The sequence below is a fragment of the Ensifer meliloti genome (assembly GCF_030064585.1).
Taxonomy (GTDB): Bacteria; Pseudomonadota; Alphaproteobacteria; order Rhizobiales; family Rhizobiaceae; genus Sinorhizobium; species Sinorhizobium meliloti.
Genome location: NZ_CP120364.1, coordinates 821,694 through 842,885, shown reverse-complemented (window position 1 = coordinate 842,885; position 21,192 = coordinate 821,694). Strand labels below are relative to the sequence as shown.

General features: G+C 63.7%; 19 protein-coding genes. 18 read left to right on the top strand and 1 reads right to left on the bottom strand.

The genetic code is table 11. From position 1 onward, the window contains the following. Nucleotides 1-53: 53 nt before the first annotated feature. The 13 genes from PZL22_RS03830 to PZL22_RS03770 all read left to right on the top strand — a co-directional run bounded on the left by PZL22_RS03830 (nt 54) and on the right by PZL22_RS03770 (nt 13,802). Complete coding sequence (locus tag PZL22_RS03830) at nt 54-1,067, top strand: ABC transporter permease (protein ID WP_003527990.1); 1,014 nt, start codon at nt 54-56, stop codon at nt 1,065-1,067. Further along, nucleotides 1,064-2,191 carry an ABC transporter permease gene (locus PZL22_RS03825; protein ID WP_003527991.1) on the top strand — a complete coding sequence of 376 codons (1,128 nt, stop codon included), beginning with the start codon at nt 1,064-1,066 and terminating at the stop codon, nt 2,189-2,191. The genes PZL22_RS03830 and PZL22_RS03825 overlap by 4 nt, the downstream gene beginning before the upstream one ends. Before the next feature lie 11 nt (nt 2,192-2,202). Continuing rightward, nucleotides 2,203-3,873, top strand: a complete 1,671-nt coding sequence (locus PZL22_RS03820; RefSeq protein WP_003527992.1) for an ABC transporter ATP-binding protein — start codon at nt 2,203-2,205, stop codon at nt 3,871-3,873. Between the two features lie 20 nt (nt 3,874-3,893). Then, nucleotides 3,894-5,267 (top strand): alpha-glucosidase/alpha-galactosidase, encoded by a 1,374-nt coding sequence (gene melA, locus PZL22_RS03815; protein WP_003527993.1) that lies wholly within the window; start codon nt 3,894-3,896, stop codon nt 5,265-5,267. Between the two features lie 163 nt (nt 5,268-5,430). Further along, a complete protein-coding gene (locus PZL22_RS03810) occupies nt 5,431-6,093 on the top strand; it encodes a DUF992 domain-containing protein (protein ID WP_033048521.1) in 663 nt (220 codons plus the stop codon). Nucleotides 6,094-6,337: 244 nt separating this feature from the next. Next, nucleotides 6,338-7,258: a phenylacetic acid degradation operon negative regulatory protein PaaX gene (gene paaX, locus PZL22_RS03805; protein ID WP_003527995.1), complete on the top strand. Its 921-nt coding sequence runs from the start codon at nt 6,338-6,340 to the stop codon at nt 7,256-7,258. 200 nt (nt 7,259-7,458) lie between these two features. Next, nucleotides 7,459-8,457, top strand: a complete 999-nt coding sequence (gene paaA, locus PZL22_RS03800; protein ID WP_003527996.1) for a 1,2-phenylacetyl-CoA epoxidase subunit PaaA — start codon at nt 7,459-7,461, stop codon at nt 8,455-8,457. Between the two features lie 19 nt (nt 8,458-8,476). After that, on the top strand, nt 8,477-8,761 hold the full coding sequence (gene paaB / locus PZL22_RS03795; protein ID WP_003527997.1) for a 1,2-phenylacetyl-CoA epoxidase subunit PaaB: 285 nt from the start codon (nt 8,477-8,479) through the stop codon (nt 8,759-8,761). Continuing rightward, a complete protein-coding gene (paaC, locus tag PZL22_RS03790; protein ID WP_003527998.1) occupies nt 8,761-9,546 on the top strand; it encodes a 1,2-phenylacetyl-CoA epoxidase subunit PaaC in 786 nt (261 codons plus the stop codon). The genes paaB and paaC overlap by 1 nt, the downstream gene beginning before the upstream one ends. 9 nt (nt 9,547-9,555) lie before the next feature. Then, a complete protein-coding gene (paaD, locus tag PZL22_RS03785) occupies nt 9,556-10,080 on the top strand; it encodes a 1,2-phenylacetyl-CoA epoxidase subunit PaaD (protein WP_014530066.1) in 525 nt (174 codons plus the stop codon). Between the two features lie 28 nt (nt 10,081-10,108). Then, a complete protein-coding gene (paaE, locus tag PZL22_RS03780; protein WP_003528000.1) occupies nt 10,109-11,185 on the top strand; it encodes a 1,2-phenylacetyl-CoA epoxidase subunit PaaE in 1,077 nt (358 codons plus the stop codon). Between the two features lie 50 nt (nt 11,186-11,235). Beyond that, entirely contained in the window at nt 11,236-13,302 is a 2,067-nt protein-coding gene (paaZ, locus tag PZL22_RS03775) for a phenylacetic acid degradation bifunctional protein PaaZ (RefSeq protein WP_248448021.1), read from the top strand. Continuing rightward, nucleotides 13,302-13,802 carry an acyl-CoA thioesterase gene (locus tag PZL22_RS03770; RefSeq protein ID WP_003528002.1) on the top strand — a complete coding sequence of 167 codons (501 nt, stop codon included), beginning with the start codon at nt 13,302-13,304 and terminating at the stop codon, nt 13,800-13,802. Before paaZ ends, PZL22_RS03770 begins: the two co-directional genes overlap by 1 nt. Before the next feature lie 33 nt (nt 13,803-13,835). Here PZL22_RS03770 and paaG read toward each other — a convergent pair whose 3' ends face one another. Continuing rightward, nucleotides 13,836-14,627 (bottom strand): 2-(1,2-epoxy-1,2-dihydrophenyl)acetyl-CoA isomerase PaaG, encoded by a 792-nt coding sequence (paaG, locus tag PZL22_RS03765; protein WP_003528003.1) that lies wholly within the window; start codon nt 14,625-14,627, stop codon nt 13,836-13,838. A 92-nt stretch (nt 14,628-14,719) separates the two neighbouring features. On the opposite strand from paaG, the gene PZL22_RS03760 reads away from it, so the two are divergent. The 5 genes from PZL22_RS03760 (at nt 14,720) to PZL22_RS03740 (ending at nt 21,184) form a co-directional block, all read left to right on the top strand. Next, nucleotides 14,720-16,036, top strand: coding sequence for a 3-hydroxyacyl-CoA dehydrogenase family protein (locus PZL22_RS03760; protein ID WP_284718156.1), 1,317 nt, complete (start codon nt 14,720-14,722; stop codon nt 16,034-16,036). A 119-nt stretch (nt 16,037-16,155) separates the two neighbouring features. Beyond that, entirely contained in the window at nt 16,156-17,253 is a 1,098-nt protein-coding gene (nspC, locus tag PZL22_RS03755; protein WP_284718155.1) for a carboxynorspermidine decarboxylase, read from the top strand. A 43-nt stretch (nt 17,254-17,296) separates the two neighbouring features. Further along, nucleotides 17,297-18,538: a saccharopine dehydrogenase family protein gene (locus PZL22_RS03750; protein WP_003528009.1), complete on the top strand. Its 1,242-nt coding sequence runs from the start codon at nt 17,297-17,299 to the stop codon at nt 18,536-18,538. Nucleotides 18,539-18,936: 398 nt separating this feature from the next. Beyond that, entirely contained in the window at nt 18,937-19,896 is a 960-nt protein-coding gene (locus PZL22_RS03745; protein ID WP_003529383.1) for a LacI family DNA-binding transcriptional regulator, read from the top strand. A gap of 52 nt (nt 19,897-19,948) precedes the next feature. Further along, nucleotides 19,949-21,184: an ABC transporter substrate-binding protein gene (locus PZL22_RS03740; protein WP_003529386.1), complete on the top strand. Its 1,236-nt coding sequence runs from the start codon at nt 19,949-19,951 to the stop codon at nt 21,182-21,184. Nucleotides 21,185-21,192: the final 8 nt, after the last annotated feature.

Here is a 21,192-nt window from a genome sequence, read left to right as displayed (position 1 = left end):
CGCGAGCCGATGCAGGCATGGCTCTCGCGGAACTCGAGACAGAAGGAAACGGCATGTTCAGATTTCTGCTTGTCCGAATAGCCTCTGCCATTCCGGTGCTGCTCGTCCTGAGCGTGGTGACCTTCGGCATCATCCAGGCACCGCCGGGAGATTACAGCGACTACATCCGCTCGCAGCTCATCAATCAGGGCGGCGCCTCTTTCGAGGAGGCGGATGCCCAGGCACAGGCCTATCGCAAGGAGCATGGCCTCGATAAGCCGCTGCCGATCCAGTACGTCAACTGGATAACGGGCATCGTGACGCGCGGCGATTTCGGCCACAGCCTCTACTACAACAAGCCGGTAGCCGACGTGGTCGGCGAGCGCCTGCCGCGAACGCTGGCGTTGGCGCTCGTATGCCACATTCTGGCGTCGGTGATCGGCATCGCTTTCGGGATCATCGCGGCGACGCGGCAATATTCCTGGATCGACAGCCTGCTTTCGACGGTATCGTTCCTCGGCATGACGGTGCCGCGCTTCCTCATGGCGCTGATCATCGTCTATATCCTCGTCTTCCATTTCAATGTGAGCGAGATCAACAGCTTCCATTCCGCCCGCTACGGCGGGGCGCCCTGGTCCTGGGACAAGTTCGTCGACCTCATCAAGCATGTCTGGCCGGTCGTGGCGATCGCCACCTTCGGCGGGCTCGCCTACAATATGCGGGTGATGCGGGGCAATCTCCTCGATACGCTGAACGCGCAATATGTCGAAACCGCACGCGCCAAGGGCCTGAGCGAGGGCGCGGTCGTCATGCGCCATGCGGTGCCGAACGCTTTGCACCCGCTCATCATGTATCAGGGCGTCGTGCTTCCCTACATGCTGACCGGCGAGATCGAGACGGCGATCATCTTCGCGCTGCCGACCGTCGGGCCGGCGATCGTCGGCTCCATGTGGGTGGGCGACGTCTATGTGACGGCGACCTTCATGCTGGTCCTCTCCGCGACGCTGATCGTCGGCAACATCATCGCCGACATGATGCTCGCCGCGCTCGATCCGCGCGTGCGCATGGGAGGGGGGGTATACGCATGACCATCGAAGCCGAAAGCACTCTTCCGGTGGCGATCGAGCCCGAGGAAAAGCACCACCACGAGAGCTACTCCGCTCTCGTCTGGCGCCGGTTGAAGCGTTCCTGGACCGGCCTGCTCGGCCTTGTCCTCGTCTGCCTCCTGATCCTGATGGCGGTCTTCGCCGAGTTCCTGTCGCCCGTCGATCCGAAGGCGACGGACGTAGCCTTCGCTCAGCCGCAGACGATCAGCTTCCGGGACAAGGAGGGGAATTTCGTCTTTCCGCCGAGGAGCTATCCGGTGCGGGAGACGGAGGAGCTCGATCCCGTTACCTTCCAGCCGATCATCGGACCGGATTACGACAACCCGCAGGTCCTCGGCTTCTTCGTCAAGGGCGCACCCTACAGGCTCTTCGGGCTGATCCCGGCCGAGCGGCATCTGTTCGGTGCCGTCGACGGTACGCCGGTGCATCTGCTCGGCACCGACAAGTTCGGCCGCGACGTGCTGTCCCGCATCCTCTACGGCTCGCGCATCTCGCTGATGATCGCGCTCACCGTCGTCTTCATCGTCACCGTGGTCGGGACCACCGTCGGCATGGTGTCCGGCTATTTCGGCGGGCGCTTCGATGCCTGGGTGCAGCGTTTCGTCGAACTTGTGCTCGCCTTCCCGCAATTGCCGCTCTATTTGGCGCTCGCCTCACTGATCCCGGTCACCGCGCCGACCAATGTCTTCCTCGCCTTCGTCATCATCGTGATGTCGGCGCTCGGCTGGGCGCAGATGTCGCGCGAGGTGCGCGGCAAGACCCTGGCGCTTGCGCGGATCGAATATGTGCGGGCGGCGATCGCCATCGGCGCCACGGACCGGCGCATCATATTCCAGCACATCTTCCCGAATGTGATGAGCCACGTCATCGTCGCGGTGACGCTCGCCATCCCGCATGTGGTGCTGCTCGAGTCCTTCCTTGGTTTCCTCGGCTTTGCGGTCAAGCCGCCGCTGATCTCCTGGGGGCTGATGCTGCAGGACACGGCGAATTATTCCGCGATTGGTTCCTATCCCTGGATTCTCTCGCCGGTCGCCTTCGTGCTCGTCACCGTTTTCGCCTTCAATGCGCTGGGCGACGGCCTGCGCGACGCAATCGACCCCTATTGAGGAGCATGCCGATGGTAACGATCGAAAGCATTGTCCCGGCACCAGAGGAACGGCGCGACCGCGATATGAAAGATGAGAGGCCGGTGATCGATGCCCGAAAGGTGGCGGTATCCTTCAAGGTCGAGAACGGCACGGTCCAGGCGGTGAAGGATGTTTCCTTCCAGCTTTACCGCGGCGAGACGGTGGCGATCGTCGGCGAATCCGGCTCCGGCAAGTCGGTGACCGCGCGCACCGTCATGGGGCTTTTGTCGAAGCGCGCTACGATCGCGCCGCAGGCGCGCATCGAATATGACGGCAGGGACGTGTTGAAATTCTCGAAGAGAGAGCGCCGGGCGCTGCGCGGCGACCGCATCTCGATGATCTTCCAGGAGCCGATGAGCTCGCTGAACCCGGTCTACACGATCGGCAGCCAGATCATCGAGGCGATCCGGGCGCATCGCCGCGTCAGCCGGCGCGCCGCCGCCGAGCGGGCGCTGGAGCTCTTGCGTCATGTCCAGATCCCCGACCCGGAAGCACGGCTCAACCAGTATCCGCATCAGCTTTCCGGCGGCCAGCGTCAGCGCGTGATGATCGCCATGGCTCTTGCCAACGATCCGGACGTGCTGATTGCCGACGAGCCGACGACGGCGCTCGACGTGACGGTGCAGGCGCAGATTCTCAACCTCATCCGCAAGCTGCAGCAGGAGCTCGGCATGGCGGTGATCCTGATCACGCATGACCTGACGGTGGTCCGCCAATTCTCCGATTACGTCTATGTCATGCAGCTCGGCGAAGTGAAGGAACACAACACGACCGAGGCGCTCTTTGCCGATCCGCAGCACGCCTATACGCGGCGGCTGCTTTCCTCCGAACCCTCCGGTTCGGCCAATCCGCTGCCGGACGACGCGCCAATCCTGCTCGACGGCCGCAATGTCCGTGTCTCCTTTACCTTGAAGAAAGGCGGGTTCTTCAGGCCGGAATTTAAGGAGCTCGTCGCGGTCGACGGGCTCAGCCTCAATCTTCGCCGGCACGAGACCCTCGGGCTCGTCGGCGAGTCCGGTTCCGGCAAGACCACTTTCGGCCAGGCGCTGATCCGGCTTCTCAACACCGATGGCGGCGAGATCTATTTCGAAGGCGAGCCGATCCACGACAAGGACCGCAAGGGCATGCGGCCGCTTCGTTCGAAGATCCAGATCGTCTTTCAGGATCCCTTCTCCTCGCTCAACCCGCGAATGTCGGTCGGCCAGATCATAGAGGAGGGTCTGATCGTCAACGGCATCGGCGAAAACCGAAAGGACAGGCTGAAACGGGTCGAGGACGCGCTTGTCAGCGCCGGCATGCCGTCGAACATCCTTTCGCGCTTCCCGCACGAATTTTCCGGTGGCCAGCGCCAGCGCATCGCGATCGCCCGCGCCGTCGCGCTGGAACCGGAATTCATCCTGCTCGACGAGCCGACCTCGGCGCTCGACCTCTCGGTGCAGGCGCAGATCATCGAACTCCTGCGCCGGCTGCAGGACGAGCGCGGCCTGAGCTATCTCTTCATCTCCCACGACCTGAAAGTCGTGCGCGCGCTCTGCCACCGCGTGGTCGTCATGCAGGACGGCAAGATCGTCGAAGAGGGGCCGGTGAGCGAAATCCTCAACAATCCCAAGACTGCCTACACGGAGCGGCTGGTAAAGGCCGCCTTCGAAGTGGCCGCGTGAGTTCAAACAGAGGCTATCCCATGACGAGACAACCCAGGATTACTTTCATCGGTGCCGGTTCCACCGTTTTCATGAAAAACATCATCGGCGACATATTGCAGCGCCCGGCGCTTTCGGCCGCGACCATCGCCCTGATGGACGTCAACCCCGAGCGGCTCGCCGAAAGCGAGATCGTCGCCGGCAAACTGGCGCGCACACTTGGCGCCGATGCCAGGATCGAAACCCATTCGAACCAGCGCAAGGCTCTGGAAGGAGCGGACTTCGTCGTCGTCGCCTTCCAGATCGGCGGTTACGAGCCCTGCACGGTCACCGACTTCGAAGTGCCTAAGAAATACGGGCTGCGTCAGACGATCGCCGACACGCTGGGCGTCGGCGGCATCATGCGCGGGCTCCGCACCGTGCCGCATCTCTGGAAAATCTGCGAGGACATGCTCGAGGTCTGCCCCGAGGCGATCCTTCTGCAATATGTGAATCCCATGGCGATAAACACCTGGGCGATCGCCGAGAAATATCCGGCGATCAAGCAGGTGGGCCTCTGCCATTCGGTGCAGGGCACGGCCTTCGAGCTTGCCCGGGACCTCGACATTCCACTCGACGAAATCCGCTACCGCGCCGCCGGCATCAACCACATGGCGTTTTATCTCAAGTTCGAGCACCGCCAGAAGGACGGCAGCTATCGCGATCTCTATCCGGACCTGATCCGCGGCTACCGCGAGGGCCGCTTCCCCAAGCCCAGCCACTGGAACCCGCGCTGCCCCAACAAGGTGCGCTACGAGATGCTGACGCGGCTCGGTTATTTCGTCACCGAGAGCTCGGAGCATTTCGCCGAGTACACGCCCTACTTCATCAAGGACGGGCGCCCCGATCTGATCGAGAAATTCGGCATTCCGCTCGATGAATATCCGAAGCGCTGCGTCGAGCAGATCGAGCGCTGGAAGGGGCAGGCGGCCGCCTTCAAGGAGGCGGAGACGATCGAAGTCGCGGAGAGCCGCGAATATGCCTCCTCGATCATGAATTCGGTCTGGACCGGCGAACCTTCGGTCATCTACGGCAACCTCAGGAACAATGGCTGCATCACCTCGCTGCCGGAAAACTGTGCGGCGGAAGTGCCCTGCCTCGTCGATTCATCCGGCATCCAACCGACCTATATCGGCGCCCTGCCGCCGCAGCTCACGGCCCTGATCCGCACCAACATCAACGTCCAGGAATTGACTGTCCAGGCGCTCGTCACCGAGAACCGCGAGCATCTCTATCACGCGGCGATGATGGATCCGCATACCGCCGCCGAGCTCGATCTCGACCAGATCTGGTCGCTCGTGGACGATCTGCTCGCGGCGCACCGCGACTGGATCCCCGAATGGGCCCGTGTGACGAAGAAGGTAGCGGCCGCCTGATTTCTTCTCCCGGTCAGGCGACCAAAACGGCCCCGGAACCGCTCGGTTCCGGGGCCGAATTGTTATGCGGATGGGCGCAACCGCCGCACTCGAGATGCTGGGTTTCAGGGTGAAGACCTAAGACCGGGCGCAAGCCTGTAGTCCAATAGACGTGGTCTGGGAGATGTGGGACAGCGGCTATACGGAGCGCAAGCAGGCAACAGTCATGTTTTGCGAAAGGCAGCGCTTTCCGAAACTGGTCTTGGCGGCTTCAAGCCTGCTTTCGACAATGCCTGACTCAAAGGCCGTAACCCACAGTAAGGAAGCTTTAATGATTGAACGATTCCGTAACGTCCTGATCCGCGCGACAGTTGGCGGCCTCGCTTTCAGCGCCATCGCAGTGCCCGGCGCGATGGCCGAGGAGACCAAGGAGCAGGCTCAGGCCGAGTTCGTGAAGCGTGGAACGCTCTCGTGCGACGTCGCAGCAGGCATCGGTCTGGTGCTGGGTTCGTCGAAGGCGCTGGAGTGCGTTTTCGAAGCGGACGGTTTGAAGGCACCACAAAAATATACGGGTACGATCGACAAGCTGGGCCTTGATATCGGCATAACGGCGGAAAGCCAGCTGGTTTGGGCAGTTTACGCGAAGCCAAAAACCAAGCTCAAGGGTGCTCTTGCCGGCAACTATTCCGGCCTTTCCGCCGAATTCGCAGCAGGATTGGGCCTGGGGGCGAAATCCCTGGTCGGCGCGAAAAAGGAGATCGCGCTGCAGCCGCTGAAGATCGAGGGTCAGACCGGACTGAACGTCGCTGTTGGAATTGCCAGTGTTAAGTTGACGCCGGCGAAATAGACGGCACGAGCGGCTTCGCCGCATTCGTCACAGCGCCGCGCGTCTCATCGGACGCGCGGCGCTGTCGCGCTTTTATCTGCTGCCCGTTTCCTTTAGAGCGTTTCAGTGTTTCAAAGAGACACTGAAACGCTCTAAGTCTTTGAAGTTAAGCACTTCACGACGGAAAACCCCTGCACAGTTTTCCTGGAGGTGCTCTAATCGGAGACGATGAGGAACCGTGCGGCAGATCTCCAAAGGTGATCGGATGCAGGCGAATGGCGAAAATTCGGCAGAGCAGGGCTCGAGGATCATCCGGCCAATTTTGGATGAAACGCCGCTCAGGGCCGCAAGCTTTATCGTCACCATCTACGGCGACGTGGTGGAGCCGCGCGGCGGCGCGATCTGGATCGGCAACCTGATCGAGATCTGCGCGGGCGTCGGTATCAGCGAGACGCTTGTGAGAACCGCCGTGTCCCGTCTCGTCGCCGCCGGCCAGCTCGCCGGAGAGCGGGAGGGACGGCGCAGCTTCTATCGGCTGACGGATGCCGCACGCGCGGAATTCGCCGCGGCGGCGCGGGTGATCTTCGGACCGCCGGAGGAAGCGAGCTGGCACTTCGTGCAGCTGATGGGTTCGTCGGCCGAGGAGCGGATGCAGATGCTCGAGCGCTCCGGCCATGCGCGGCTGGGCCCCCGGCTCGCGGTCGGCGTGCGGCCGTTCCCGAGCGCGATCATGCCCGCAGTGGTCTTCCGCGCGGAGCCTGCCCAGGGTGCGAGCGAGTTGAAGGCCTTTGCCTCGGGCTGTTGGGACCTCGGACCTCACGCGCAGGCGTACCGGCGGTTTCTCGCCTGCTTCGGCAAGCTCGCCGTTCTTCCGGATACCGCTAGGGCGATTGCTCCCGCCGAGTGCCTTTCTGCACGCCTCCTCATGGTACACCAGTTCCGCTTCGTTACGCTCCGCGAGCCGCGCCTGCCGGCCGAGATTCTGCCCGCTGATTGGCCAGGCGACGAAGCCCGCCGCCTGTTTGCCCGCCTGTACCGCAGCCTGTCTCCCCAGGCGGACCTGCATGTCGCGCGGAACTGCGTCACGCTTACGGGTCCGCTGCCGAAGGCGACCGGGGCGACGGAGCATCGGCTTCGAATGCTGTGCGGTGAAGCTGCGCCTGGGAAATCCGGCAACCCCGTTTAACCTGCCGCGCTCCTTCGTTCCTCATTCCTGTCACGAGTACGAAGATGGATAATAATACCCGCCCGATCTCACTCGCTAAATGTCACAGAAAAATGTGTAAATGACGTTGAAGTGTGACATGTCCTGCGCTAAATTCGGATCGGTCAAAAGGAACTGCATCGACATCACTCCCGAACGCCTCCGGCGGAGGAGAGAGCAGCATGTATGCTCAAATGGTGAAGACGGATGCCCCTCGGGTCAAAAGCCCCGACGAAATGGACCCGCAAGAGCGCGCTTTCCAGGAGCGGATCGACGCGGGTCAGAAGATCGAGCCGAAGGAATGGATGCCCGAAGGCTACCGCAAGACGCTCATCCGCCAGATCAGCCAGCACGCCCATTCCGAGATCGTCGGCCAGCTTCCCGAAGGCAACTGGATCACCCGCGCCCCGACGCTGGAGCGCAAGGCGATCCTGCTCGCCAAGGTTCAGGACGAGGCGGGGCATGGTCTCTATCTCTACTGCGCCGCCGAGACGCTGGGGGTGAGCCGCGACGCGCTTTACGAGCAGCTCCATACCGGCAAGGCCAAGTATTCGTCGATCTTCAATTATCCGACGCTCAGCTGGGCGGATATCGGCGCCATCGGCTGGCTGGTCGACGGCGCGGCGATCATGAACCAGGTGCCGCTGCAGCGCTGCTCCTACGGCCCCTATTCGCGCGCGATGATCCGCATCTGCAAGGAGGAGAGCTTCCATCAGCGGCAGGGCTACGACATCCTGATCAAGATGATGAAGGGCACGCCTGACCAGAGGGCCATGGTGCAGGACGCACTGAACCGCTGGTGGTGGCCGTCGCTGATGATGTTCGGCCCGTCGGACGACGCCTCGGTCCACTCGGCCCAGTCGATGGCGTGGAAGATCAAGCAGAACTCCAACGACGAACTCAGACAGAAATTCGTCAACCAGACGGTTCCACAGGCCGAATATCTCGGGCTGACCGTCCCCGATCCGGATCTGAAGTGGAACGAGGAAAAAGGTGGCTACGATTTCGGCGAGCCGGACTGGAACGAATTTTTCGAGGTGATCGCCGGCAATGGCCCTTGTAATGCCGAGCGTCTCGGCGCGCGCAGGAAGGCCTGGGAGGACGGCGCCTGGTTCCGGGACGGCCTGACGGCGCATGCCGAAAAGGCCGCACTTCGCGCGCAGCCGGTCGCCGCCGAATGAACATCGGGAGCGAGACGTTATGTCCAGCGAATGGCCCCTCTGGGAAGTCTTCATCCGCGGCCAGCACGGCCTGAACCATCGCCATGTCGGCAGCCTGCACGCACCGGATGCCGAAATGGCGATCAATAACGCCCGCGACGTCTATACCCGCCGCAACGAGGGCGTCAGCATCTGGGTGGTGCGTTCGAGCGACATAGCGGCAAGCGCGCCCTCGGAAAAAGGCCCGTTGTTCGAGCCTGCGAATGCGAAGGTCTACCGGCACCCGACTTTCTTCGACATTCCGGATGAGGCGGGGCACATGTGATGGTTCAGGCAACCGCGATGCAGGCGGTCGTCGACAGGGCCGCTCTTTTCGATTTCCTGCTCGGCATGGGCGACAATGCGTTGATCCTCGGCCATCGTCTTTCGGAATGGTGCGGCCACGCCCCGGCTCTCGAAGAGGACATCGCGCTCGCCAACACGGCACTCGACCTCATCGGCCAGACGCAGCTCTGGCTCGGCTTTGCAGGCGAGGTCGAAGGAAAGGGCCGCAGCGCGGACGATCTTGCCTATCTCCGCGACGCGCGCGACTTCCGCAACCTGCTGCTCACCGAGCGGCCGAACGGCGATTACGGCGGGACGCTGATGCGTCAGTTTCTGTTCGATGCATGGCACTATCTCGCGCTGAAAGGCCTTCGCAGCTCCTGCGAGCCGCGCATCGCCGCGATCGCCGAGAAGGCGTCGAAGGAGGTGGCCTACCATCTCGAACGGAGCCGCGATCTCGTGATCCGCCTCGGTGACGGAACGGCGGAAAGCCACGCCCGTATGCAGGAGGCGCTGGTCGATATCTGGCCCTATACCGGCGAGATGTTCGTGAGCGAGGCGCACGACCTCGTCCTTGCGGCTGCCGGCGTCGCGCCGGAGCCGGAGAGCTTGAAGGCCGAATGGCATGCGCTGGCCGCTGAGACACTTCGCGCGGCGACGCTCGAAAAACCGGAGGACCGCTATATGCACAAGGGCGGCAAGCGCGGCCTCCATACGGAGCATCTCGGCTATGTGCTCGCCGAGATGCAGTTCCTGCAGCGCGCCTATCCCGGCGCCAGCTGGTAGGAGGCTCATATGGCAACGGCGATACGCCCCTCGATCGCGGATGTATGGCATTGGCTCTCGCAAGTGCCGGATCCGGAAATTCCGGTCATCTCCGTGACCGACCTCGGCATCGTCCGCAACGTCGACTGGGATGGCGAAACGCTGGTGGTGACGGTGACGCCGACCTATTCGGGCTGTCCCGCCACGGCGGTCATCAACCTCGATATCGAGCGGCGGCTCAAGGAGAACGGCATCGAGAGTGTCAGGCTCGAACGCCAGCTCTCGCCCGCCTGGACCACCGACTGGATTAGCGCCGAGGGCCGCGAAAAGCTTGAAAGCTATGGCATTGCGGCCCCCGTCGACGGCAGCGGGGCGGAGGGCAGGCTGTTGAAACGGATCGAAGGCCTCTCGGGCGGTGCGGCGCTGACGGTCTCCTGTCCGCGCTGTGGCTCCGCCCGGACCGATAAGGTCAGCCAGTTCGGATCGACGCCCTGCAAAGCGAGCTATCGCTGCCGGGACTGTCTGGAGCCCTTCGATTATTTCAAATGCATCTGACGTAATGCGAGGCGGGAAGAACGCTCAAATGGCACGTTTTTATCCTCTTCAGATCACCGAAGTCCGGCGCGATACGCGCGATGCCGTGGTGGTGACGCTCGAGCCGCGCGAGGAGGACCGCGCCGCCTTCGATTTCACGCAAGGGCAATATCTGACGTTCCGCCGCCTCTTCGGCGGCGAGGAGCTGCGCCGTTCGTATTCGATCTGCGCCGGTCTTGACGAAGGCGCCCTGAAGGTCGGCATCAAGCGCGTCGATGACGGCTGCTTCTCCAGCTGGGCAAATGAGGAGCTCGAGCCCGGAGACACGCTGGAAGCCATGCCGCCGATGGGCGCCTTCTTTACGCCTATCGAGCCGGAGGCCGCCAAACACTATCTCGGCTTTGCAGGCGGCAGCGGCATCACGCCGGTGCTCTCGCTCATAAAGACGGTGCTCGCGCGCGAGCCGCGGTCCGCGTTCACGCTTGTCTACGCCAACCGCCACTTCAGCTCGATCATGTTCCGCGAGGAACTGGACGACCTCAAGAATCTCTATCTGGGGCGGCTTTCCGTTCTGCACGTCCTCGAGAGCGAAGCCCAGGAGATCGACCTGTTCAGCGGGCGGCTCGATCGGGAAAAATGCACTGCCCTCTTCCGGAGCTGGATCGACGTAACGTCGGCCGATACCGCCTTCATCTGCGGGCCGGAACCGATGATGCTTGGCGTTGCCGCAGCACTTCGCGCGCATGGCCTTGGCGACGACCGGATCAAGTTCGAGCTGTTCGCCGCCTCCCAGCCCGGCCGCGCCCGGCGCAAGGTCGAAACCGCCGCCGGCGCCGACAGCCGGGCGCGCTGCGAGGCGACCGTCACACTCGACGGCGCCACGCGCAGCTTCACATTTCCGAAAGAGGGGATGAGCCTCCTCGAAGCGGCGCTCGAAAACAGGATGGACGCGCCATTCGCCTGCAAGGCGGGGGTCTGCTCCTCGTGCCGCGCCAAGGTGCTGGAAGGCGAGGTGGAGATGGAGAGCAACAATGCGCTCGAGGACTACGAGGTGGAGCAGGGCTATGTGCTGACCTGCCAATCCTATCCGCTCAGCGACCGGATCGTCGTCAGCTACGATCAGTGACCGCCGATGCCGAGCCGACGCTGAAGCTGAACTGACGGGAGGACCATCCGATGAACGTAGTGGCGGACCGGCCGCGCCGGCTCGAAAGCTATATCGCCGGCGCCTGGATGCGCGGATCGAAGGACGGCGTGACCCTTTGCGACGCTGCGACCGGCGCGCCGGTGGCGCTCGTCGATTCCAGCGGCATCGATTTCGCTGCTGCGCTTGCCTATGGACGCGAAAAGGGCGGGCCGGCGCTCCGCCGCATGTCGTTCCACGAACGGGCGATGATGCTGAAGGCGCTTGCCCAGGCACTGATGGAGCGCAAGGAGGAATTCTATGCGCTGTCCACCGCCACCGGCGCCACGCGCCCGGACAGCTGGATCGATATCGAAGGCGGCATCGGCACGCTTTTCTCCTACGCCTCGAAGGGCAGGCGGGAACTGCCGAACAGCCATGTGCTCCTCGACGGCGACGTCGAGGCGCTGTCGCGCGATGGCACCTTTTCCGCCCAGCATATCCTGACGCCGCGTCAGGGCATCGCGGTGCACATCAATGCCTTCAACTTTCCCTGCTGGGGCATGCTCGAAAAGCTCGCGCCGACGCTGCTGGCGGGGATGCCTGCGATCGTCAAGCCTGCGAGCCAAACCGCCTATCTCGCCGAGCTGGTGGTACGGCGGATCGTCGACACCGGTTTGCTTCCGGAAGGGGCGCTCCAGCTCGTCTGCGGCTCCCCGGGCAATCTTCTGGATCATGTCGGCGACCAGGACGTGGTGACCTTCACCGGCTCGGCCACGACCGGGCGCAAGCTCAAGACCCATCCCGCGATCGTCGGTAATTCGGTGCGCTTCACCATGGAGGCCGACAGCCTCAATGCGGCGGTTCTCGGGCTCGATGCGGCCCCTGGAGCGGAGGAGTTCGGTCTTTTCGTCCGCGAAGTCGCCCGCGAGATGACGTCGAAGGCCGGGCAGAAATGCACGGCCATTCGCAGGGTGATCGCCCCGCGGGCCCATTGCGACGCGCTGATCACCGCTCTCGGCGAGCGGCTTGCCAAGGTTCCGCTCGGCGATCCCGCCGACGAGAACGTGCGGATGGGGCCGCTCGCAAGCCGTGATCAGCGCGAAGAGGTGAGGGCGCGCATCCTCGATCTCACCACGGATGCAGAGATCGTTGCGGGCGATCCGGCAAGACCGCAGCTTGTCTCCGGCGATGCGGAGGCGGGGGCTTTCCTCAATCCCGTTCTTCTCTATTGCGATAGTCCCGACGCAGCGCGGTCGGTTCACGACGTCGAGGCCTTCGGCCCCGTGAGCACGGTCATGCCCTATGATACGGCGGAAGAGGCGGTTGACCTCGTCAGGCGCGGAAGGGGGAGCCTCGTCACCTCCGTCTTCACCAATGATCCCGATATTGCGCGGGAGCTGGTGATCGGCATGGCGCCGTTCCACGGCCGCGTGATGATCGGCAACCGCCTGAGCGCGAAATCGTCGACCGGGCACGGCTCGCCCTTGCCGGGTCTCGTCCATGGCGGCCCCGGCCGGGCCGGCGGCGGCGAGGAACTGGGCGGCATGCGGGGGGTCAGGCACTACATGCAGCGCACGGCCGTCCAGGGCGCGCCGGGCCTCGTCGCTGCCGTCACCGGCCGCTGGATGGAGGGTGCGCCGGCGCGGTCCCCGGGCGAGCACCCGTTCCGCAAGTCGCTCGCCGAGCTGCGGGTCGGCGACCAGATCGTCACGGAGACGCGCACCGTTACGCTCGAAGACATCGAGCACTTCGCCGAATTTACCGGCGATACCTTCTACGCGCATATGGACGAGGAGGCCGCACGCGCCAATCCGTTCTTCGACGGCCGGGTCGCGCATGGCTATCTCGTCGTCTCTCTGGCCGCCGGTCTCTTCGTCGATCCCGCCCCGGGGCCGGTGCTCGCAAATTACGGCGTCGACGGGCTGCGGTTCCTGACGCCCGTCTATCCCGGCGATGCGCTTCAGGTCCGGCTCACCTGCAAGGAGATCAGTCCGCGAATAAACTCCGACTATGGGGAGGTGCGATGGGACTGCCGCGTCACCAACCAGACTGGCGCAACCGTCGCCCAATATGATGTATTGACGATGGTGGCGAAGACCGGAAGCGGGGAAGAATGATGACGGAGCAGGAGACGCGGCATCTGGTGATGACCGTTCTGATGACGCCGGACATGGCGAATTTCAGCGGCAAGGTGCATGGCGGCGCGCTTTTGAACCTGCTCGACCGGGTGGCCTTCTCCTGCGCGTCGCGCTTTTCCAAGCAGTATGCGGTGACGCTCTCCGTGGACCAGGTGATCTTCAAGGAGCCGATCCATGTCGGCGAACTCGTCACCTTCCGCGCGGCCATCAACTATGCCGGCCGCACCTCGATGGAGGTCGGAATAAGGGTGGAGGCGGAAAACATCCGGGCGGGCACGCGGCGGCACACCAATTCCTGCTATTTCACGATGGTCGCCGTCGACGATGCGGGCCGGCCCGTCACGGTTCCGGAGTACCACCCGGAGACGGCAACCGAAAAACGCCGCCACCAGGCGGCCGAGCTGCGCCGCACACTTCGGCGGGAATTCGCCCATCGGCTGAAGACGGTCGCCGAAACGGGGCGGGATGTTGGGGAGTAGGACTGCTCGTCTGGCTCCGACACCGCCCGCTCGTCACCGACCCCTGAATTCCGGGTTGCGTTTGTCGAGGAAGGCTGTCACGCCCTCTGCATAGTCGGCGCTGCGGCCGGCTTCGCGCTGCAGGTCGCGTTCGAGGTCGAGCTGTTCGTCGAAGGAATGGGTGGCGGCGGCCTGGATCGCGCGCTTGGTCAGACCGAGCCCCCTGGTCGGCCCGGCAGCGAGCCGAACGGCGAGCGCGGAGGCCTCGTCCATCAGCGCCGCGTCGTCGACGGCGCGCCAGATCAGGCCCCAGCTCGCTGCCGTCTCCGCGTCCAGCGGTTCGGCCGTCATCGCCAGCGCCTTGGCGCGCGCTTCGCCGACGAGCCGCGGCAGGCTCCAGGTTCCGCCGGAATCGGGCACCAGTCCGATTTTCGCGAAGGCCTGGATGAAGCGGGCGGAACGGGCGGCAAGCGTGATGTCGCAGGCAAACGCGATGTTGGCGCCGGCCCCCGCGGCAACTCCGTTGACGGCGCAGACGACCGGTTTCTCCAGGCTTCGGATCAGCCTCAGGAGCGGGTTGTAAAAGGTTTCGATCGTGCGACCGAGGTCCGGTGCGCCGCCCTTGCGGGGATCGCGGTCGCCGAGGTCCTGGCCCGCGGAAAAGCCGCGCCCCGCTCCCGTCAGCATCACGGCACGCACATCGTCGTCCGAACGGGCGCGCTCGAAGCCGGCGCGCAGTGCGAGATGCATTTCCTCGTTGAAGGCGTTGAGCTTGTCGGGCCGGTTGAGCGTCAGGCGCAAGACGCCGGCCTCAAGCGCCGACAGTACGGTGTCGGAATCGGGCATGTTTCCTCCCTGCACCCTCTGGGCCTCGCCAATAAAAGCCTTGCATGGACCGATCGGCCGGTCAATCATGCCCCGCACGGAGGACGAGCATCGTGCCCCTCAGCATCGTGCATAGAGGCGGGATCGCCGTCGTCGCCACCGGCAATCCCCTGCGCTACGTTTTTCACGCCGAGCGCGCCGCACGGCGCCCACCGGCGCTTGCCGGCATCGAGCCGCGCCCGATCCGTTCGGCGGCGGTGATCGGCGGCGGCACCATGGGAACCGGCATCGCCGCGGCGCTGCTTCACGCCGGTCTTCCGCTCGTCCTGGTCGAGCGTGACGAGGCGGCGGTGGAACGGGCGCTTGCCAGGCTGCGCACAATCTTCGACGGGGCGGTGAAACGCGGGCGCATCTCCGCCGGGCTTGCGGCCGAGCGCCTTGCAGGCGTCACGGGCTCGACGGATTATACAGCGATCGCGGAGGCGGATCTGATCATCGAGGCGGTCTTCGAGGATTTGGACGTGAAGCGCGATGTCTTTCGAAGGCTCGCCGCCGTCTGTCGCGCTGACGCCATTCTCGCGACGAACACATCCTATCTCGATCCCGAACGGATCGCCGCGGACATCGGGAGCCGGGAGCGGTTTCTCGGGCTGCATTTCTTCAGCCCGGCGCAGGTGATGAAGCTTCTCGAAATCGTGCCCACGCAAGCGACGGCGCCCGACGTGCTGGCGACCGGTTTCGCGCTGGCGCGGATGCTCAACAAAATCCCCGTACGCGCGGGTATCTCGGACGGTTTCATCGGCAACCGGATTCTCAAGGTGACGCGGGCCCAGGCCGAGCGGCTGCTGCTCAGCGGCGCGACACCGGCCGCCGTCGATGCCGCCATGCGCGCCTTCGGGCTGCCGATGGGACCATTCGAGGCGCAAGACCTCGGCGGGCTGGATATCGCCGCCTTCCAGCGCCGTGCCGCCCGTGCCCGCGGCGAGACGACTTTTGCGCCGGTTGCCGATCGCCTCTCGGCGATCGAGCGCTTCGGGCAGAAGAGCGGCGGCGGCTGGTACGACTACGCGCCGGGCGACCGCACGCCATGGCCTTCCGCGACGGTCGCCCGCATCATCGCGGAGGAGGCTCGGGGCTGGCCCCGGCGCGATTGGGACGAGGCGTCCATCGTCGGCTGCATCCTCTGGCCGATGGTGAACGAGGCTGCGCGGATTCTCGAAGACGGAACGGCTCTGAGGGCTTCCGATATCGATCTCGTGGAGATCCACGGCTACGGCTTTCCGCGCTGGCGGGGCGGGCTGATGCATCATGCCGAGGCGCACGGCCTTCACAAGGTCGCGGGGGCGCTGAGTGGGCTTGCGGAGGCGGGGCTCGCCGATCCCCCTTGCGACCCGCTGCTCCGGGCTGCCTCGCGAGGCAGCTTCCTTTGACGGGCGCCCCCCGGGGCCACGGGGCGGGCATTTTGTCTCGGCAGGCCGAGCCGGGTTGCGCAAACGGTCACGTTTTCCTAGGAGGACCGTTTCGGATTTAAGAACAGACAGGTCCTGCCTTGATCGAGACCCCATACTACCTCATCGACAAAGCCAAGCTTACCCGCAACATGGAAAGGATCGCCCATGTGCGCGAGAAATCCGGCGCCAAGGCTTTGCTGGCGCTGAAGTGCTTCGCCACCTGGTCGGTTTTCGACCTCATGCGCGACTTTATGGACGGCACCACGTCGTCCTCGCTCTTCGAGGTGAGGCTCGGCCGCGAGCGGTTCGGCAAGGAAACCCATGCCTATAGTGTCGCCTATGGTGACAACGAGATCGACGAAGTGGTCTCTCACGCCGACAAGATCATCTTCAACTCGATCTCGCAGTTGGAGCGTTTTGCCGACAAGGCGGCGGGCATCGCGCGCGGACTGCGGCTCAACCCTCAGGTGAGTTCCTCGAGCTTCGATCTCGCCGATCCCGCGCGTCCCTTCAGCCGCCTCGGCGAGTGGGACGTGCCGAAGGTCGAGCGCGTCATGGACCGGATCAACGGCTTCATGATCCACAACAATTGCGAGAACAAGGATTTCGGCCTCTTCGACCGGATGCTCGGCGAGATCGAGGAAAGGTTCGGCGCGCTCATCGCCCGCGTCGATTGGGTCAGCCTCGGCGGCGGCATCCACTTCACCGGGGACGACTATCCGGTCGACGCCTTTTCGGCGCGCCTCAGGGCATTTTCCGACCGCTACGGCGTTCAGATCTATCTGGAGCCGGGCGAAGCTTCGATCACGAAGAGCACGACGCTGGAAGTGACGGTGCTCGACACGCTCTACAACGGCAAGAATCTCGCCATCGTCGACAGTTCGATCGAGGCGCATATGCTGGACTTGTTGATCTATCGCGAGACCGCCAAGGTTTTGCCGAACGAGGGGTCGCATAGCTACATGATCTGCGGCAAGTCCTGCCTCGCCGGCGACGTCTTCGGCGAGTTCCGCTTCGCCGAAGAGCTTAAGGTCGGCGACCGCATCTCGTTTCAGGACGCCGCCGGTTACACGATGGTCAAGAAGAACTGGTTCAACGGCGTGAAGATGCCGGCGATCGCCATCAGGGAACTTGACGGAAGCGTCAGGACCGTCCGCGAATTCACCTACGCGGACTACGAGCAGAGCCTCTCCTGAGGCTTCACGCAAGCAAGACGGGTAGAAGGAGATATCCCCCGAAATGAAAAAGAACGTTCTCATCATCGGCGCCGGTGGCGTGGCACAGGTCGTGGCGCACAAATGCGCCCAGAACAGCGATGTATTGGGAGATATTCATATTGCCTCACGCACGGTCGACAAGTGCCGCAAGATCGTCGAGTCCGTACGCGAAAAGAAGAGCCTGAAGACCGAGGTGAAGCTGGAGGCGCATGCGCTCGACGCGCTCGACGTCGAGGCGACGAAGGCGCTGATCGTCAGCACCGGCTCTCAGATCGTAATCAATGTCGGCTCCGCCTTCGTCAACATGTCGGTGCTGCGCGCCTGCATGGACACGGGTGTGGCCTATATGGACACGGCGATCCATGAGGAGCCGAACAAGATCTGCGAAACGCCGCCGTGGTACGGGAACTATGAATGGAAGCGCGCCGCCGAGTGCAAGGAGAAGGGCATCACCGCCATTCTCGGCGTCGGCTTCGACCCGGGCGTGGTCAATGCCTATGCCCGCCTCGCCAAGGACGAATATTTCGACAAGATCACGGATGTCGACATCGTCGATATCAATGCCGGCAACCACGGCAAGTATTTCGCCACCAATTTTGATCCGGAGATCAACTTCCGCGAATTTACCGGCGTGGTCTATTCCTGGCAGAAGGGTGCCTGGCAGACGAACCGGATGTTCGAGGTCGGCAAGGAGTTCGACCTGCCCGTCGTGGGCAAGCGCCAGGCCTATATGACCGGACATGACGAGGTTCACTCGCTGTCGAAGAACATGGACGGGGCCGATGTGCGCTTCTGGATGGGGTTCGGCGACCATTACATCAACGTCTTCACGGTTCTGAAGAACCTGGGCCTCCTGTCCGAGCAGCCGGTCAAGACCGCCGAGGGCCTCGAAGTCGTGCCGCTGAAGGTGGTGAAGGCGGTCCTGCCCGACCCGGCGTCGCTCGCGCCCGGCTACGAGGGCAAGACCTGCATCGGCGATTTCGTCAAGGGCCTCAAGGACGGCCGGGAACGCGAGGTGTTCATCTACAACGTCGCCGACCACAGGCAAGCCTATGAAGAAGTGGGCTCGCAGGGCATCTCCTACACGGCCGGCGTTCCGCCGGTGGCGGCCGCCATGCTGATCGCCAGCGGCGAGTGGGACGCCAGGCAGATGGCGAATGTGGAAGAACTGCCCCCGCGGCCGTTCCTCGATATCCTCAACCGGATCGGCCTGCCGACCCGCATCAAGGATGAACAGGGCGATCGGCCGCTCAGTTTCTCCTGACGATCGGGACGAGGAAAAGTATGTGTGGTTTTCCGCCCGCATCCCGCTCTAACTAAAATCATTGTGATCTGAAGCTTAAACGCCAGCACCCCCCCTCATCCGGCCTGCCGGCCACCTTCTCCCCGCAGGCGGGGCGAAGGGGACTCGCGGCAGCGTCGTACTCGTCCCCTCTCCCCGCGCGCGGGGAGAGCGTTAGGGTGAGGGGCAAGCTGCTGCCACCTTCGTCGCCCACACCACTCGCGAAAATCATACTCATCTGGTGAGAAAACCTTTTCTCAGCTTGACTCTCGCATTGAGAAAAGGTTTTCTCATGTGACTCTCGGGAGGAGGCGAAACTGAATTCACAGCGCAGCAAGGGGCATCGGGTCACCATTCACGATCTGGCGAGGGTCGCCGGCGTGAGCGTTTCGACCGTTTCGAAGGCTCTCAACGACAATGGTCGCATGGCTGCCGACACGCGCGAGCGGATCAAGAATCTCGCGGCGGAGATCGGCTTCCGGCCGAACGCGCTAGCGCGGGGGCTCTTGAGCAACCGCAGTTTCACCGTAGGCCTTCTGACGAACGACACCTATGGGCGCTTCACGCTGCCGGTCATGGCCGGGGTTTCGGAAGCACTGGTGGATCATGGAGTATCGGTCTTCCTGTGCGCCATAGAGGACGACCCGGCGCTTGGGAAAATTCATGTCGACGCCATGCTGGACAAGCAGGTGGACGGCATCATCGCGACAGGCAAGCGGGTCGACAGGTCTCTCCCGGTCGATCTCGCCGGCCTGCCGGTGCCGGTCGTCTATGCTTTCACCAAGGGCGAGCCCGGCAGCGTGACGCTGACTTCCGACGACGGTCACGGTGCGAGGCTGGCGGCGGAACGGCTGAAGAAGATGGGCCGCAAGCGGTTGTTGCACATCACGGGCCCGCTGGAATTCACCTCCGCGGTCGAGCGCGCCGAGGCATTTCGGGCCGTTGCGGGCGGTGGGGCGCCGGTCCTGCATGGAGTCTGGTCGGAGGCCTGGGGTCACGAGGCGATCGACCGCATCTGGAATACGGGCGGCGAAAGGCCCGACGGCATCTTCTGCGGCAACGACCAGATCGCCCGGGGCGTGGTCGATGCGCTGCGCGAACGCGGCGTGAGGGTGCCGGAGGATGTCTCCGTCATCGGTTTCGACAATTGGGAGATCATGGCGGCGCAGACGCGGCCGCCGCTGACGACCGTCGACATGAACCTGAAGGAGCTTGGGCGGGAGGCCGGGCTGATGGTGCTCGCGCTTGCGGAGGGCCGGACGATCGAGCCCGGCCTGCGCAAGCTGCCCTGCAGGCTTGTCGTACGGGACTCCTGCGGAGGCGGGGGACGACAGAACTGATTGAGGAGATGGGGTTCACCCGAGGTGGCCCCGCATTTGGGAGGAATGCGAAATGTTCAAGAAACTGATGGCAGCGACGGCCCTCATATCGGCCAGCATGATTTCGGCCGCTTCGGCCGAGACGATCAGCATGTGGGTCCGCTCGGGTATCGGCGACTCGTTCAAGGAAGTCGTCAAGGCCTACAATGCAGGTCACGAGAACAAGGTGGAGCTCACCGAAGTGCCTTTTGCCGAGCTCGTGCAGAAATATGCCACTGCGATTGCCGGCGGCCAGGCGCCAGACGCGCTTTCGCTCGACCTGATCTACACGCCGGCTTTCGCCGCCGCCGGTCAGTTGGAAGACCTCACCGACTGGTCGAAGGCGCTGCCCTACTTCAATTCGCTCTCGCCCTCGCATGTCAAGCTCGGCACCTATGAGGACAAGATCTACGGCCTGCCGCTCACGGTCGAGACCTCGATCTTCGCCTGGAACAAGGACCTCTACGAAAAGGCCGGCCTCGACCCCGAAAAGGCGCCGAAGACCTGGCAGGAGATCACCGCCAATGCCGAGAAAATCCGCGCGCTCGGCGGCGACACCTACGGCTTCTACTTCTCCGGCGGCGGCTGCGGCGGCTGCATGATCTTCACCTTCACGCCGCTGACCTGGGGCGCGGGCGCCGACATCCTTTCGGCCGACGGCAAGACCGCGACGCTCGATACGCCGCAGATGCGCAAGGCCGTCGACATCTACCGCAACATGGTCGAGAAGGACCTCGTTCCTGCGGGTGCCGCGAGCGACAACGGCGTGAATTTCCTCAGCTTCACCAATGGCAAGATCGGCCAGCAGAGCCTCGGCGCGTTCGCCATAGGCACGCTGGTGACGCAGCATCCGGAGATCGATTTCGGTGTGACGCTGATCCCCGGCGTCGACGGCAAGCCGTCCTCCTTTGCCGGCGGCGACAACTTCGTCGTCACCAAGGGAACGCCGAGGCTCGAAGAGGTCAAGGAATTCCTCGAATATACCTATTCGCCGGAGGGCCAGAAGATCATGGCGAAATTCGGCAGCCTGCCCACCCGCGGCGACATCGCCAATGAGGTGCTCGAGGGCCTCGACCCGCGCCTGAAGGTCGGCATGGAGGCGATCGCCGTCGCCCAGACGCCTTATACGCTGCAGTTCAACGATCTGATCAACAGCGCCAACGGGCCTTGGGCGACCTTCACCAATGCCGCGATCTACGGCGACGATGTCGACGGGGCGTTCTCGAACGCACAAGACGAGATGCAGTCGATCATCGACGCGGGGCAGTGAGGCTGGCA

Excerpts from the sequence above, each read along its gene's own strand:
- PZL22_RS03750 (WP_003528009.1), top strand. The coding sequence starts at position 17,297 with ATGAAAAAGAACGTTCTCATCATCGGCGCCGGTGGCGTGGCACAGGTC.
- melA (WP_003527993.1), top strand. The coding sequence starts at position 3,894 with ATGACGAGACAACCCAGGATTACTTTCATCGGTGCCGGTTCCACCGTT.
- paaB (WP_003527997.1), top strand. The coding sequence starts at position 8,477 with ATGTCCAGCGAATGGCCCCTCTGGGAAGTCTTCATCCGCGGCCAGCAC.
- paaE (WP_003528000.1), top strand. The coding sequence starts at position 10,109 with ATGGCACGTTTTTATCCTCTTCAGATCACCGAAGTCCGGCGCGATACG.
- paaZ (WP_248448021.1), top strand. The coding sequence starts at position 11,236 with ATGAACGTAGTGGCGGACCGGCCGCGCCGGCTCGAAAGCTATATCGCC.
- PZL22_RS03825 (WP_003527991.1), top strand. The coding sequence starts at position 1,064 with ATGACCATCGAAGCCGAAAGCACTCTTCCGGTGGCGATCGAGCCCGAG.
- PZL22_RS03810 (WP_033048521.1), top strand. The coding sequence starts at position 5,431 with ATGTGGGACAGCGGCTATACGGAGCGCAAGCAGGCAACAGTCATGTTT.
- paaX (WP_003527995.1), top strand. The coding sequence starts at position 6,338 with ATGCAGGCGAATGGCGAAAATTCGGCAGAGCAGGGCTCGAGGATCATC.
- paaC (WP_003527998.1), top strand. The coding sequence starts at position 8,761 with ATGGTTCAGGCAACCGCGATGCAGGCGGTCGTCGACAGGGCCGCTCTT.
- paaA (WP_003527996.1), top strand. The coding sequence starts at position 7,459 with ATGTATGCTCAAATGGTGAAGACGGATGCCCCTCGGGTCAAAAGCCCC.
- PZL22_RS03740 (WP_003529386.1), top strand. The coding sequence starts at position 19,949 with ATGTTCAAGAAACTGATGGCAGCGACGGCCCTCATATCGGCCAGCATG.
- PZL22_RS03820 (WP_003527992.1), top strand. The coding sequence starts at position 2,203 with ATGGTAACGATCGAAAGCATTGTCCCGGCACCAGAGGAACGGCGCGAC.
- paaD (WP_014530066.1), top strand. The coding sequence starts at position 9,556 with ATGGCAACGGCGATACGCCCCTCGATCGCGGATGTATGGCATTGGCTC.
- paaG (WP_003528003.1), bottom strand. The coding sequence starts at position 14,627 with ATGCCCGATTCCGACACCGTACTGTCGGCGCTTGAGGCCGGCGTCTTG.
- PZL22_RS03770 (WP_003528002.1), top strand. The coding sequence starts at position 13,302 with ATGACGGAGCAGGAGACGCGGCATCTGGTGATGACCGTTCTGATGACG.
- PZL22_RS03830 (WP_003527990.1), top strand. The coding sequence starts at position 54 with ATGTTCAGATTTCTGCTTGTCCGAATAGCCTCTGCCATTCCGGTGCTG.